Below are 14,905 nucleotides of genomic sequence, written 5' to 3'. Positions count from 1 at the left end.
ATTGAAATTGTTGCAAGTTAAACTTTATCAATTTAGCTAACAATTCATACGGTAATTTAGTTGGAATTAGTTTAAATAAATATTAAAAATCCTTAGAAAATAGTGGGGTTAAGTCCAAAAACCATACAAGAAGTTCAAGATAGAGCCGATATAGAAGAGGTGGTAGGAGACTATGTGCCACTTAAAAAGAAAGGTCAGAATATGTGGGCATGTTGCCCTTTTCATGAGGAGAAAACACCTTCTTTTTCGGTTGCGCCAAACAAAGGGATTTACAAATGCTTTGGGTGTGGAAAGGCCGGTGATTCCATCCAATTTATTATGGATTTGGAAGGGCTTAATTTCCCTGAGGCTATTCGTCAGCTAGCCGATAAGTACCAGATTGAAATTGAAGAAACCGAATCTTCTCCTGAACAGCAAGAGGCTTATAATGAAAGAGAAAGCCTTTATATCGTTTTAAATTTCGCTTCCGATTATTTTAAAGATTTATTACATAATCACCCGCAAGGAAAATCTATTGGTCTAAGCTATTTCAAAGAAAGAGGTTTTTCAAATGCTACTATTGATAAGTTTGATCTAGGATATACTTTAGATCAATGGGATGGCTTAATAAAAGCAGCTAAAACAGCTGGTCATTCTGAAGAATTACTTGAAAAAGCAGGTTTAATCATCAAAAAGGAAGATAAAACCTACGATAGATTCAGAAACAGAGTCATTTTTCCTATTCATTCCATTTCCGGAAAGCCGATTGCCTTTGGTGCCAGAATATTAATAAATGATAAAAAGCAGCCGAAATATATAAACTCACCTGAAACGGATGTTTACCATAAAAGTGAAGTTCTTTATGGAATAGCTCAAGCGAAAAAAAGCATCAGGGATGAAGAAAATTGTTTTTTGGTAGAAGGTTATACGGATGTTATTTCACTGCATCAATCAGGAGTGGAAAATGTGGTAGCTTCTTCAGGAACATCTCTGACCACGCAACAAATTAAACTGATTGGGAGATATGCTCAGAATGTCACTGTTTTATTCGATGGTGATGCCGCAGGTTTAAAAGCTGCAATGCGAGGAATCGACTTGATTTTAGAAGGAGGCTTAAATGTAAAGGTTGTTATTTTTCCTGATGGGGAAGATCCTGATAGTTATTCTCGAAAAATGGGAGATGAAGCTTTCAAAAGCTTTTTAGAAGACAATGCTAAGGATTTCATTCGCTTTAAATCTGATCTTTTATTGGAAGAGACCAAACAGGATCCAATCAAGAAAGCGGAAACCATTCAGGATATTGTGCGCTCCATTTCAAAAATTCCTGACCCTGTAAAAAGAGCAATTTACATTAAGGAATGCAGTGATATTCTGGAAATAGATGAAGCGCTATTAATTGCTGAACAGAATAAAGTTGTTCTTCGAGACAAGCAGAGCAAAGGAGATATAACTAAGCGTCAAGCTAATTATTTAAGCGAAAATTATAACCAAGCGCCTGAGCAAATTCAAAAGCAATATAGTCCGTTTGATGTAGCAGCTTTGCAAGAGAGAGAAAGCATACGATTATTGCTTACTTATGCTGAATTACCGCTGGCGGATGATAAATTGGTAATAGATTATTTATTACAAGAACTAGCCGATACGGAATTTATTCATCCTGTTTATGCTGAAATACTCAAAGATTTTGTTTCTCACTTGAAGGATGGGGAAATTTTAAATGAAGCTTATTTTATTAAGAATGGCTCAGAAGAAGTTAGAAAAGTAATATTTTCATTATATACCGATCGATATGAATTGAGTGAAAATTGGGAGAAGAAATTTGAAATTTACACTCCCCACGAACGCCATATTTTAAACGATTCCATTTATATTCATGTATTGAGATTAAAGCATCGCTCTATTCTTCATCTGATGGAGAAAAACACAGAAAAACTGAAGGATACTGACTCCCAAGAAGATGAAGAAACGATATTACAGTATTTAATGCAGCTCAATCAGGCTAAACTAGAAATTGGCAATTTATTAGGAATGGTGGTAGTGAAATAATATTCAAACACTTAAAGCATGTATTCGTTTTAATTTTTGTCGGGTAATCATGAAATATTGGCTACCTTTGTGATTTATTATTTTTCAAAGATTTATGTCGTCAGAAAGAATTCAATTAGATACTATAGAGTCAGCTATTGAAGCGATTAAAAAAGGAGAAATCATCATTGTTGTAGATGATGAAGATAGAGAGAATGAAGGTGACTTCATTTGTGCTGCCGAAAAAGTAACTCCCGAAATTATAAACTTTATGTCCAAGCACGGAAGAGGATTAATTTGTGCCTCTCTTCCTGAAGATAGATGTAATGAATTAGGTTTAGAATTGATGGTAGGTAAAAATACCGCTCAGTTTGAAACACCATTTACCGTTTCGGTTGATTTAATAGGAGAGGGAACCACTACAGGGATTTCCGCTAGTGATAGATCGAAAACCATTCAAGCTTTAGTAAATCCAAATACCAAACCTGAGGTATTAGGTAAGCCTGGTCATATTTTTCCATTAAAAGCCAGGCAAGGTGGAGTTTTGCGAAGAACAGGACATACAGAAGCTGCAGTTGATTTTTCAAAATTAGCAGGCTTAACTCCTGGTGGGGTTTTAGTTGAAATCATGAATGAAGATGGTACTATGGCTCGTCTACCGGATTTGAGAATAGTAGCGGACAAATTCAATTTAAAATTAGTGGCGATAAAAGATTTAATCGAATACAGATTAAATAATGAGTCATTAGTGGAAGAAAAGGTGGACGTTGAAATGCCTACAGATTATGGTGATTTTAAATTGGTAGCTTTCGAGCAAACTACTACAAAAGATAACCACTTGGCTTTAGTTAAAGGTGAATGGAAAGAAGATGAGCCTGTTTTGGTTCGAGTGCATTCTTCTTGTTTAACTGGAGATATCTTCGGTTCCTGCCGATGCGATTGTGGTCCTCAACTTCATCAAGCTATGGAAATGATTGAAAAAGAAGGGAAAGGCGTGATTGTTTACATGAACCAAGAAGGTAGAGGAATCGGCTTGATGAATAAGCTGAAAGCTTATAAATTGCAAGAGCAAGGAATGGATACCGTAGAAGCAAATGTGGCTTTAGGTTTTAAAATGGATCAACGTGATTATGGTGTTGGAGCTCAAATTTTAAGGAAATTAGGCGTTAGAAAAATTAGATTAGTTTCAAATAACCCAACAAAAAGAGCAGGTTTATTAGGTTATGGCTTGGAAATTGTAGAAAATGTTGCATTAGAAATTCCACCAAATAAGCACAATGAAAACTATTTGCGAACTAAAAGAGATAAAATGGGGCACAGTATTCTTAAAAACAGCTAATGTGAAGGTTTTTTCTCTTCTAACACTATTATTCATCTTAATTAATCCTCCGTTACTTTCGCAGGATTTGCCTCATGAAATGTGGCATCCAGGAATGATAGTTTTAGACTCAGAAGACACACTAAAAGGCCAAATTCAATACGATTTTGAAGCTAATCTCTTGCAATATTCTGTTGATGAAAGAATAAAAACATTTAGCTCTCAAAATGTCCTTTATTTTAGTTTTCATTGCCAGTTTTTCAAAAGATATAGATATGTATATTCACTACCTTATCAATTGAAAGGAAGAATGAATGTCCCTATCTTTTTTGAAATTCTTTCAGAAGGAAAAATCACACTTATGGCTAGGGAATATGTCATAACAGAAAGTAATAATAGGTTTGGAAATCCATTGTATAATACTGGTAGAAACTTTTCCGGTCGTGAAATTTTAACTTATAATTATTTTTTATTGACAGAAAACGGTGATATCACTAAGTTTTCGGAAAAAAGAAAGGATTTATATCCATATTTTGGAAGACATGAAGACCTTTTGAAAGATTATATTAAGGAAAACAGACTGAAAGTTGATAGACAAGCTGATTTAATTAAGATCATAAACTATTATAATCAAATAAATAATTAAAATTTATCATCAGAAGAAATTATTATGACTAGACCTCTAATTTTAGTGAGTAATGACGATGGGGTGACCAGCAAAGGAATCCGCAATTTGATAGAAACAATGAAAGATTTAGGTGAAGTAATTGTGGTTGCGCCTAATAGTCCTCAATCAGGTATGGGGCATGCTATCACCATTGGTAATACGCTTAGATTAGACAGAACTGATATTTTCGGAGAGGATGTAGTGGCTTATGAAAGTTCAGGAACGCCTGCAGATTGCGTGAAACTAGCAAAGCATCATGTCTTAAAAGATAGAACTCCCGATTTAATTGTTAGTGGCATTAATCATGGAAGTAATACATCCATAAGTGTTCTTTATTCGGGGACCATGTCTGCGGCTATTGAAGGTGCAATAGAAGGCTGTCCTTCCATAGGTTTTTCATTATGTGATTATGCGCAAGACGCTGAATTTGAACATACATTGCCTTATGTAAAAGCTATTGCAAAGCAAGTGCTCGATAGTGGATTGCCTAAATACACTACCTTGAATGTTAATTTCCCACCAAAGAGAAATGAAAAAATAAAAGGAGTTAAAATCTGCAGACAAGCAAGAGCCAAATGGGAGGAAGAATTTGATCAAAGATTCGATCCAAATGGTAGAAGATATTTCTGGATGGCTGGAAACTTCGTGAATTTTGACAAAGGTGAGGATAATGACGAATGGGCAATTGCTAATAATTATGTTTCAGTTGTTCCTTGCCAGTTTGATATGACGGCACATCATACCATCAGCATGCTGAATGACGAATGGAACATTAAAATTGATTAATTAATTATGGCGAAAAAGAAACAATTAGGCTATGAAGAGTCTCTTCACAAACTAGAAGAGATTTTGAATAGAGTAGAAAATGAGGAAATTCCTATCGATCAGCTTACTGAATTGGTGAACGAATCCATGGAGCTTCTGAAAAATTGTAAGGCCATGCTGAAAGGGACAGAGAAAAGAGTAGAGGATGCCTTTAATGAAATGGAAGAATAAAGTTCGGTTCTCATTTTTAATAAATTAATAAAATTTCATATCTAATTTCTAATGCTGAAATTCTTACAATCTCAATCTTTAGCTGATTACAATACCTTTGGTTTTGATGTTAAAGCTGAATTATTTGTTGAGATCAACAGTGTTGAGGAATTTCAAGAGTTATTGCACACGCCTGAATGGAATGAAAACCAACACTTAATTCTAGGTGGAGGTAGCAATATATTGCTGACTGATGATTATCATGGTTTAGTAATTATCAATAGAATTTCAGGAACCAATATTTTAGAAGAGGATGACAAATCGGTGGTTGTAAAATGCGGTGGAGGTGAAAATTGGCATCAATTTGTTCTTTATACCTTACAACAAAATTTGGGTGGACTGGAAAATTTATCACTAATACCCGGGACGGTAGGCGCTGCACCCATGCAGAATATTGGTGCTTATGGAGTAGAAATAAAAGATACATTTCATTCGCTTGAGGCTATTAATTTAAAAACTGCAAAGCTAGTGGTGTTTTTCCCAGACGAATGCGAATTTGGTTATAGGGAAAGTATTTTTAAACACAAATTCAAAGGAGAATATTTAATTGCTTCAGTTAGTTTTAGATTAGATAAACCTGGTTTTCATCACTTGAATCTTGATTATGGCATTATTAAAAATGTATTGAAAGATAAAAAAATTGAAAATCCTACTATACAAGATGTGAGTAATGCTGTAATAGAAATAAGACAATCGAAACTTCCTGATCCTGTTGAGATTGGGAATTCCGGTAGTTTCTTCAAAAATCCCATTATTGAGTCTTCAGAATTTGAAAAGTTGAAAAGTGAGTTTCCGGAAATGCCATTTTATGAATTGGAGGAGGGTAAAATTAAACTAGCTGCAGGTTGGTTAATTGAAAAAGCAGGCTGGAAAGGCCATCAAGAAAATGGAGTAGGAGTTCACCAAAGACAAGCTCTGGTTTTAGTAAATCACGGTGAAGGAAGCGGGAAAGACATTTTGAATTTGGCAAAAAAAATTCAGGACTCAATTCATTCCAGATTTGGTGTTGAATTAAGTCCTGAAGTGAATTTTATTTCGACATAGTTATATCGAATGAGATTTTCAACTCATCATTAGATCCATCTTGATTAAGATCTTGAGTACTGTTAGATTCAGAATATCCTATAACAAGACTATTCTTCGTTGAAGTTATTATATCAAAACTAAATTCATTTGGTGTACCACCGTCCATTGTAAGTAATGTACCATCAGAATTTAGCGACCAAGTTCCTGTATCATTGGAACCGTCAGTGTCCGTTGATGAATAACTACCATCTGATTTGAATTCAATGGAAGCGCCTTCGAAACTTGCTCCATATAAAGCTTCAATTGAACTTTCAAATGAATCTGCTTGATCTGCATCTGAATAAAAGCTACTTAAGCTTTCACCATTAATTGTAATGTCAAAGGCCAAGCCTGTTACATCCCATTTTCCTTCAACATCGCCTTCTTTTGCTGTTTCATCATCGTTACATGATTGGAACATAAATGCACCAATCGCTAGAATTAATAAAAATCTTAAATTTTTCATGTTTTATTTTTATAGGGTTTATTAATTAAGGCAAAACTAATACATTTATATATAAACTAAAGTATATTATAAAAATAATTTAAAAAATTATATTATTCATTACGGTTTTTGTTTTTTAATGTATTTAAAATATAGATATCAGGCTTTAGTTGATGCCTCTTAATTTATAATAATGGTCTATTTGAATAGATAAATTATTATATCAGCCTCCAAATCACCATTTAGGATGCTAATTTCGTCTGGACTTTCGATTTTTTCACTTAGCGATAGTGTTAGTGTATTTTCATTCAGCGTTAATATTTCAAGTACAAAGTTCTCATTATTTTCATCTGTCAATGAGATTTCATTTTGATTGGAATTTAACTTGTAAGTTCCTGAACTTTCGATTTCATCATCCTCATTAATCATTTCATAAGAATTGTCAGCATTGAAATCTATAGAAAGTCCTTCCAATTCAGATTTAATTTCAGATTCTATCAATAAATTAATTAAGGCTATGTTTTCAGCGGGTAATCCTAAGCTATCAAAATAGGAATAAATGTTTTGGTTATTTATTTTGATATCATATTCTATAGTGTCATAGGTCCACTTACCAACAATGGGGCTTTGGTTTTTCTTTAAATCATTTTCATCAACGCAAGCTGTTAAAGCCACGAAGAATAGTATGATAATTAAAAATAACTGTTTCATAGCTATTAAATCATATGTGTTACATTCTCCAAATTCCCGTGATATTTCTCGACTTCCACACCAAATTTCTCCAAAAAGTCTAATCCTTCATCTCTCTCCAAGCCTTTGTAATGAGCATAAGAATTGAGATAGATTACTTTCTTAATCCCCATGCTGAAAATTATACGGGCACAAGATAGGCAAGGGGACAGGGTGACATAAAGCGTGGAATTTTCAACGGAAGCATTGTTTTTCACGGCATACATAATGGCGTTTTGCTCGGCATGAATAGCCAACATACAACTACCTTTGGAATCTAAACCACAGCCTTTTCCTGGAAATTCTTCATCACAGTTGTGTGTTCCTGCAGGGGGGCCATTATAACCAATAGAGATAATCCTAGTCTCTTTTGTAAGTACTGCGCCAACATGCCTTTTGATGCAATGAGAGCGTTTGGCAAGGTTAACAGCCAGTTCCATGAAAATATCATCAAATTGTGGTTTTTCCATAAAACAAATATAATGGATTATGGTGTCATGCGTAATAAAATTGTAAATTGCTTTTAAAATAATAACGGGAAATAGTTATAAACCCAGCATAACAACCGAAATGAAAATAACAGGACATTGAAGGTTGGTTACCTAGGCTTTTGAACTTAGACTATTCCTTAGCCTGTCCCGATTTATCGGGATGGCATTTTAAAACAACTATAAATACATGAAATTATGAAAAAATTAATCACATCTATTTTTGCTTGCTTTGCATTGATAGCTTTAATAAGTTTTGATGCTGAGGCTCAAGAAGCTTTGAAACAGAAACCTAGTCCATTAGGGATGGTGACTTACACTTTTGAAGATACTTATGTGAAAGTAACCTACGGAAGACCTCATTTAAGAGGTAGAGAGGCATTTACTGAAACAGCTGAACTAGCTCCTTTAGGTAAAATTTGGAGAACAGGAGCAAATGAGGCGACTGAAATTACAATTACTGAAGAAATAAAAATGGCTGGAGAGACGGTTCCTGCTGGTACTTATTCTCTTTTCACAATTCCAGGTGCTAAAAGTTGGACTATTATTCTTAACAAAGATGTTGGACAATGGGGAGCTTATAAATATGATGAAGAAAATGATTTGATAAGATTTGAAGTTCCTGTAAATAAGTCAGAAGATATGTTTGAACCTTTCACTATTCGTTTTGATCAAGCAAATGGGGAAGTAAGTCTTCAAATGATTTGGGCTAATACAATGGTGAGTATTCCGATTGAATTTTAGAGAGCATATTAATTTAATTAATTGAAAAGCTATAAGGACTAAATTCCTTGTAGCTTTTTCTGTTTTATACTAATTTGAGTTAAATATAACCTCACTCAATATTTATTCATTATGACTTTCTTCAAAGAATTTAAGGAATTTGCCATAAAAGGAAATGTGTTTGACATGGCCGTAGGTATTATTATCGGATCAGCTTTCACTAAAGTTGTGAATTCTATAGTGGCTGATTTTATTATGCCTGTTTTAAGCATTTTCATTGGTCAAATTAATTTTAAAGATTTAGCTTATGTATTCCAAGAAGCTGTCTTAGATGAAAAAGGTAATGTAGTCAAAGCTGCTATAACTATTAATTATGGCAATCTGATTCAAACCACTGTTGATTTTCTGATCATTGCTTTTTGTATTTATATAGTGGTGAGGATGTTTAATAAGTTGAGAAAGAAATCTGAAAATGAGCAAGATAGTTCAGTAGTAACGCCTAAAAATATTGAGTTACTATCTGAGATTAGAGATTTGCTAAAAGAAAAAAATCAACGCTAGTTTTTCTTGACTTACTTCCATGTATGTACAATAATTGCTAAATTCCAATATCAAAACTATAACACTATGAAGAGACGGAAATTTATACAACAGGCTGGAATGCTGTCTTCACTGGCATTTATTCCAACATCTATTCTTTCGGCTTGCTCACCTCAAAATCAAGGTGTTGCAAAAGAAGCAGGTTTGCAATTATATACATTAAGAGAAGCATTAGAAAAAGATTTCAAAGGCACTATTGAAAAAGCAGCGAATATTGGTTATAAAAATCTGGAATTCTTTAATTATTCTGATGGGAAGTATTTTGGAAATAGCATTAAAGATGTGAAATCCATTTTGGATGAATTTGGCTTAAAAGCTAAAAGTAGTCATGTTTTAACTGGTTGGGCAATGCCTGATAATGTAGGGACCATGACCAACGATTGGGAAAGAACAGTAGCTGATGCTGCCGAGTTAGGACAAACACATATAGCTTGTGCTTATCTCTTTGACTCTGAGCGTGAAAGCATCGATGATTATAAGAAGTTGTCGGATTTATTAAATTCATGTGGAGAAACGGCCAAAGAATATGGAGTACAAATGGCTTATCATAACCATGATTTTGAATTCCAGAGGTTGGACGGTAAAATTCCTTATGATTTATTGCTTTCACAATGCAATGTAAATCTAGTGAAATTTGAATTGGATTTATATTGGACAGCTAGAGCTGGGGTAGACCCTGTGGAATATTTCAAAAATAATGAAGGAAGATTTCCTTTATGGCATGTGAAAGATATGGGAGCAGGAGAGGAGCAGTTTTTCTCAGCAGTTGGAGAAGGCGTAATCGACTGGCAAAAAATCTTTAATCACGCATCCACCGCAGGTTTAAAGCAATTCTTTGTAGAACAAGATGATACTAAAAGTGGAAAACCTTTTGAAGAAATAACAAAGAGTTATAAGTATTTGAAGGGAATTAAGAGGAGTTAGAAGTGGGAAGTCAGAAGTTGGAAGTTACTTCGAGCTTCCAACTTCTGACTTCTAACCTACTTCATTTCCTTAATCTTAATATTTCTGAACCATACGTCATCACCATGATCCTGAAGGGCAATAAAGCCTTTTGACGCAATATTACCCCAATCATCATTACCAATATCAGCCCATTTACTGTTAGCAATTAGATTTGCCATTTGATCTGAACCAATAGTATATTGAACTACAGTGTCTCCATTTTGTATGTGAACAATATCATTTCCTTTTGCAATAACCTCAGCTTGATTCCAAGTTCCATGTCCTTTGAAATTTTGAGGATCTGCTGCAATTAGGTCATATAATGATCCTGCTTTTCTATTTCCATTCTTTCCTAATTTAGCATCAGGATGGTGCTTATTATCTAATACCTGCATTTCAGGAGCAGTCTTCCAGATATAATCGAACTTTTCTTTACCACGATATAGAATACCTGAATTTGCTGCACTATCTACCATCCATTCTAATTTAAGATGGAAGTCTGCAAATTCTTTCTCATAAACTATGTCTCCTCCATCTTGAGCGCCAGCTTCTCCTCTACCTGAACCCTGAATATGGATCGCGTTTTTGTCTATATTCCAGGCTGCTGGAAAACTTTCTTTTTGATATCCGCGCCATCCTTCAGTAGTTTTACCATCGAATAAAAGCTTCCAGCCGTCTTCTTTTTCTTTTGCAGTTAAAGTGTTAGGTCCTGCTTTTTCTTCTACAGCAACTTCTTCTACTACTTCTTCAGTGGATGTTGAATCTGCACTCTCCTCAGAGTTCCCTTTTTTTTCGCTATTGCAGGCATAAATTGCCGTTAAAGCGATAAAACCGATAAATAATGATTTTTTCATTGTTCTCTTTATTTAAAATTTTAAAAAAAATATTCTTGATTATGTTAAAACCAAAACCTGCTGAATTTTGAATTAACAAAATCCAACAGGTTTCAATTCTTAATTAAATAATTCTTAATTAATACTCCCATCCTTCACGGTAAGTCCTCTTGATATATTCTTCAGAGGCTTTTTTCGCATTAATGGTTTTATATTGAGTATTAAATTTAGGATCTCCGTCAACTACAGTGAATTCATCAGAAGATACAACTCGGATTTCTTCATCAGCACCGATATTGGTTATTTCCATATTCTCAGCATCCCAATCCAATTTTCTTCTTAAGTCTTGTAATCTTACAGCTAAATTCCCTGCAACTACAACTTCGTTTAATGGGCCTGCATAAGCAAAATTAGAGCTACATTCCACTCTTGATTTTTTATTTTCTTTTGCAGCTCTTACAAAGTCCATTTCATGACCACCTTCCATAGCATTAGGAATTCTTCTCAATTCATTAGTTACAGGAGGTGGATTATCCTCTCTACCAATAATGAAAGGTTCCATAGCGTAAGTACCACAAATTAGAGTTCCTTTAGTTCCATAGAAAATGGCACCACCCCAGCCCATTTGATCTCCAGGATACAAACCTTCTTTTAGTCCTTCTGGTCTGTCAGGCTTTAATCCGCCATCATACCAAGTGAATTCTACAGCTGGCATATTGATCTTACCTTTTTTAGGTCGCTCACCAAAGTAATAAGTTACTTTTTCAGCCATTGGAGCACTTTCAGTGTTTACCTGAGAAGAACTTGCTTCAAATGCATATGGATAACCTAGTTCCAATGCTTTATATACTGGATCCATGATATGACATGCCATATCACCTAAAGCACCAGTACCAAAATCCCACCATGCTCTCCAGTTCCAAGGAGTATAAGCTTCATGATATGGCCTTTCAGCTGCTGGGCCTAAGAATAAATCCCAATCCAAAGTGCTTGGCACTTCCATTTTCTCTTTTGGCCTTTCCAATCCTTGAGGCCAGATTGGTCTGTCCGTCCAAGCATCTACCTTGGTTACTTCACCAATTTCTCCATTCCAAATCCACTCACAAACTTTACGCATATCATCTGAAGAGTTTCCTTGATTACCCATTTGAGTGGCTACTCCAGTTTTATCAGCTAATTCTCTCAGTTTCCTTGATTCATAAACGGAATGAGTCAAAGGTTTTTGTAAATAGATATGCTTACCTGCAGTCATAGAATCTTTTGCAGAAACATAATGAGTATGGTCAGGAGTACTGATCATTACTGCATCAATGTCTTTGTCCATTTCCTCCAGCATCTTGCGGTAATCCTTGTATTTTTTAGCATTAGGATAATCATTGAAAGTTCGGTTTGCATACTTCCAATCTACATCAGCTAGGGCTACAATGTTTTGCGATTTCATATTGCGCAGGTTAGTACGGCCCATTCCACCAACACCAATGCCCGCGATATTGAGTTTGTCACTAGGTGCAGTATGTCCTAAGCCAGCAATAACATTGCTTGGCACAATGGTGATTCCGGCAGCTGCCAGCCCCATATTGCGTAAAAATTTACGCCTGTTTAAATGATTTTCTTTATTTGAGTCGTCCATAATAGAAAGTTTTGTGATGTTTTAAGTAGAATGAAATTAGGAAATCTATTGAATAAAACATAAAAATATTTGGTGAAAGGTTAAATGTTTAAATTCAGAATACTGCTAACTATCTGAAATACAGGGTTTAATTTGATAAAAAAGATAGTGTAAATTTTACACTTAGGTAGGGAGATGTTTACTTTGAAACAGCTTTTTTTAAAACTTCGTGATTTTACCATAGAAATGTTCCAGAGGAACAAGTGAAAATCACTTGCGGGAGGCAAGCGACAGCACAGCTTAATAGAAATATAACAAAAAAGCCTTTCTGCATCACTGCAAAAAGGCTTTTCTAATATTTGTTAGGATTAAATCTTTGAGTCAGACTTCCAACTTCAGACTTCTAAAACTCCCGATTATTTTCTTCTTCCGCCAGAACCAGCTTTCACTCTCGCTCTTCCACCAGATTTCCTGTCACCACCACCAGCACTTGGACGCTTCTTAAATCCGCTTCCTCTTTTTCTATCCGGTCTGTCAGATCTGTCAGATCGGCTTGATCTGTCAGACGATCTTGGTCCACCGCCCATTTTTGGTTCGGCAACCACTTTACGTCCGTCAAATTCGCTAACGTTTAATGCGCCTAATATTGTTTGCTCATGCTGGCTTTCTACTTCCATGAAAGTAAAGCTTCTTTGAACATCAATTTTACCGAATTCAATTCCATTAGGAACGCTTTGTAAACCGTTGATCCAACCTAGTAGAGTTCCAGCATTTAAATTATCCTTTTCGCCTATGTTCAAAAATAATTTAGTGAAATCACCACCTTTTCTTCCTCTATCACTTCTTTCGCCTCTGTTTGAATCTCTATCTCTTCCTGCCTTAGCATTTTGGTTTAAGTCAGCAGAGTTCTTATAGTAATCTAAAAACTTGTTGAATTCCAATGAAACGAATTTCTTGATTAAGTCTTCACGGCTTAAATCTTCAAATTCGACAGCAATATTATTTACAAATGGCTCGATCTGTTTTTCATCAACCTCTGATGCTTTTACTTTTTCAATAAAAGCCATCAATTGCTTTTCAATTACAGCATCTCCGGCAGGAACTTCAGCTTTAGTGAAAGTTTTACCTAAAATACGCTCTAATTGCTTGATTTTATTGATGTCTCTTGGGCCGATAATCGCCATTGAAATACCTGCTTTTCCAGCACGACCTGTACGACCACTACGGTGCGTATAAGTTTCCAAATCATCTGGAATGTTGTAATTGATTACGTGCGTGATTTCATTCACATCCAAACCTCTAGCTGCCACATCAGTAGCCACTAACATTTGCAAATGCTTTTTTCTGTAACGGCCCATAACTGCATCTCTTTGCGCTTGTGACAAATCACCGTGCAAACAATCAGCATTATAGCCGTCTGATACTAATTGATCAGAAATTTCTTGTGTTTCTCTCTTAGTTCTACAGAAAATGATTGCATAAATATCAGGATTGATATCAGCAATTCTCTTTAAAGCTAAGTATTTATCTCTTCCATTAACCACGAAATAGAAATGTTCTACCTTGTCAGCACCTTGATTTCTTTTCCCAGAAGATATTTCTTCAGGATTGTCCATGTAGTTATTAGAAATCCTTAATACCTCTTTTGACATAGTCGCAGAGAATAATAAAGTTTGTCTTTGGTCAGGCGTATGCGATAAGATAAAATCTAAATCGTCTTTAAAGCCCATATTCAACATTTCATCGGCTTCATCTAAAACCACCCATTCAATGTCTTCTAATTTTAATTTCTTTCTTTTAATCAAATCCACTACACGACCGGGTGTACCTACCACAATCTGAGCTCCTTTGTTCAAGGCTTTGATTTGCGTTTCTATACTTGCACCACCATAAACAGGCACTACATCTAATTTCTTAGAATATTTAGTGTACGAGTTAAAGTCATTGGCAATTTGAATTGCTAATTCTCTAGTAGGACATAATACTAATGATTGTGTCTTTTTAGAATCTCCATCAATTTGATTCAAAACTGGCAATCCAAATGCGGCAGTTTTACCAGAACCTGTTTGAGCTAAAGCAATTAAATCTTGCTTTGTGTTCAATAGATGTGGAATAGTTTTTTCCTGAATAGGAGTAGGCTCTAAAAATCCAATTTCTAAAATTGCTTTTAGGATGTCAGGCTTAAGGCCTAATTCTTCAAATGTTAACATGTGTTGTTTTAAAATTTAATACAATATCAGGGATATGTTGTGACATGACTGCTAAGCAGCCTATTGCATTAAGCGACTCTCAATTATTCCCTGGCTTAACCCAAGCCATTTTCGAACCTTTCGAGCAGCCTAGGATTGTAATTGTTGCACAAAGGTATAAATACTTTTTTGATAAATCACTATACTATTAAAAATAACCAAATAATATTTTGTGAATTTTAAAATTCTTTAACT

The 14,905-nt window shown here is 34.9% G+C and carries 15 protein-coding genes; 9 read left to right on the top strand and 6 right to left on the bottom strand.

Annotated elements, in window-relative coordinates:
* The first annotated feature begins 102 nt into the window (after positions 1-102).
* From dnaG to murB, 6 genes are all read left to right on the top strand, one after another.
* A complete protein-coding gene (gene dnaG, locus QYS49_RS15440; RefSeq protein ID WP_308348563.1) occupies positions 103-2,025 on the top strand; it encodes a DNA primase in 1,923 nt (640 codons plus the stop codon).
* 94 nt (positions 2,026-2,119) lie between these two features.
* Entirely contained in the window at positions 2,120-3,343 is a 1,224-nt protein-coding gene (locus QYS49_RS15435) for a bifunctional 3,4-dihydroxy-2-butanone-4-phosphate synthase/GTP cyclohydrolase II (RefSeq protein WP_308348561.1), read from the top strand.
* Positions 3,282-3,968 carry a hypothetical protein gene (locus tag QYS49_RS15430; RefSeq protein WP_308351597.1) on the top strand — a complete coding sequence of 229 codons (687 nt, stop codon included), beginning with the start codon at positions 3,282-3,284 and terminating at the stop codon, positions 3,966-3,968. Before QYS49_RS15435 ends, QYS49_RS15430 begins: the two co-directional genes overlap by 62 nt.
* A gap of 24 nt (positions 3,969-3,992) precedes the next feature.
* A complete protein-coding gene (surE, locus tag QYS49_RS15425; RefSeq protein WP_308348559.1) occupies positions 3,993-4,775 on the top strand; it encodes a 5'/3'-nucleotidase SurE in 783 nt (260 codons plus the stop codon).
* Positions 4,776-4,781: 6 nt separating this feature from the next.
* The gene (xseB, locus tag QYS49_RS15420; protein WP_308348558.1) at positions 4,782-4,985 is read left to right on the top strand and encodes an exodeoxyribonuclease VII small subunit; all 204 of its coding nucleotides are present in this window, start codon (positions 4,782-4,784) and stop codon (positions 4,983-4,985) included.
* A gap of 51 nt (positions 4,986-5,036) precedes the next feature.
* Positions 5,037-6,068, top strand: coding sequence for a UDP-N-acetylmuramate dehydrogenase (gene murB, locus QYS49_RS15415; protein WP_308348556.1), 1,032 nt, complete (start codon positions 5,037-5,039; stop codon positions 6,066-6,068).
* On the opposite strand, the gene QYS49_RS15410 is transcribed toward murB, so the two are convergent.
* The 3 genes from QYS49_RS15410 to QYS49_RS15400 form a co-directional block, all read right to left on the bottom strand.
* Positions 6,055-6,555, bottom strand: coding sequence for a lipocalin family protein (locus tag QYS49_RS15410; RefSeq protein WP_308348554.1), 501 nt, complete (start codon positions 6,553-6,555; stop codon positions 6,055-6,057). The two genes, murB and QYS49_RS15410, sit on opposite strands and share 14 nt — an antisense overlap.
* Positions 6,556-6,732: 177 nt before the next feature.
* Complete coding sequence (locus QYS49_RS15405; protein WP_308348553.1) at positions 6,733-7,245, bottom strand: hypothetical protein; 513 nt, start codon at positions 7,243-7,245, stop codon at positions 6,733-6,735.
* Positions 7,246-7,250: 5 nt separating this feature from the next.
* Positions 7,251-7,733, bottom strand: a complete 483-nt coding sequence (locus tag QYS49_RS15400; protein ID WP_308348550.1) for a deoxycytidylate deaminase — start codon at positions 7,731-7,733, stop codon at positions 7,251-7,253.
* Positions 7,734-7,949: 216 nt separating this feature from the next.
* Between QYS49_RS15400 and QYS49_RS15395 the strand changes: the two genes are divergently transcribed.
* The 3 genes from QYS49_RS15395 to QYS49_RS15385 all read left to right on the top strand — a co-directional run bounded on the left by QYS49_RS15395 (position 7,950) and on the right by QYS49_RS15385 (position 9,998).
* Positions 7,950-8,495 carry a DUF2911 domain-containing protein gene (locus QYS49_RS15395; protein WP_308348548.1) on the top strand — a complete coding sequence of 182 codons (546 nt, stop codon included), beginning with the start codon at positions 7,950-7,952 and terminating at the stop codon, positions 8,493-8,495.
* Between the two features lie 111 nt (positions 8,496-8,606).
* Complete coding sequence (gene mscL, locus QYS49_RS15390) at positions 8,607-9,035, top strand: large-conductance mechanosensitive channel protein MscL (protein ID WP_308348547.1); 429 nt, start codon at positions 8,607-8,609, stop codon at positions 9,033-9,035.
* A 66-nt stretch (positions 9,036-9,101) separates the two neighbouring features.
* Complete coding sequence (locus tag QYS49_RS15385; RefSeq protein ID WP_308348545.1) at positions 9,102-9,998, top strand: sugar phosphate isomerase/epimerase family protein; 897 nt, start codon at positions 9,102-9,104, stop codon at positions 9,996-9,998.
* A 56-nt stretch (positions 9,999-10,054) separates the two neighbouring features.
* Here QYS49_RS15385 and QYS49_RS15380 read toward each other — a convergent pair whose 3' ends face one another.
* The 3 genes from QYS49_RS15380 to QYS49_RS15370 form a co-directional block, all read right to left on the bottom strand.
* The gene (locus QYS49_RS15380; protein ID WP_308348543.1) at positions 10,055-10,873 is read right to left on the bottom strand and encodes a 3-keto-disaccharide hydrolase; all 819 of its coding nucleotides are present in this window, start codon (positions 10,871-10,873) and stop codon (positions 10,055-10,057) included.
* Positions 10,874-10,991: 118 nt separating this feature from the next.
* Complete coding sequence (locus tag QYS49_RS15375) at positions 10,992-12,482, bottom strand: glycoside 3-dehydrogenase (RefSeq protein WP_308348541.1); 1,491 nt, start codon at positions 12,480-12,482, stop codon at positions 10,992-10,994.
* Positions 12,483-12,877: 395 nt separating this feature from the next.
* A complete protein-coding gene (locus QYS49_RS15370) occupies positions 12,878-14,671 on the bottom strand; it encodes a DEAD/DEAH box helicase (RefSeq protein WP_308348540.1) in 1,794 nt (597 codons plus the stop codon).
* Positions 14,672-14,905: the final 234 nt, after the last annotated feature.

Source organism: Marivirga salinae, from assembly GCF_030503855.1.
Taxonomy (GTDB): domain Bacteria; phylum Bacteroidota; class Bacteroidia; order Cytophagales; family Cyclobacteriaceae; genus Marivirga; species Marivirga salinarum.
Note: the sequence above shows the minus strand (reverse complement) of the source record. Positions and strands in the feature narration are given on the sequence as shown.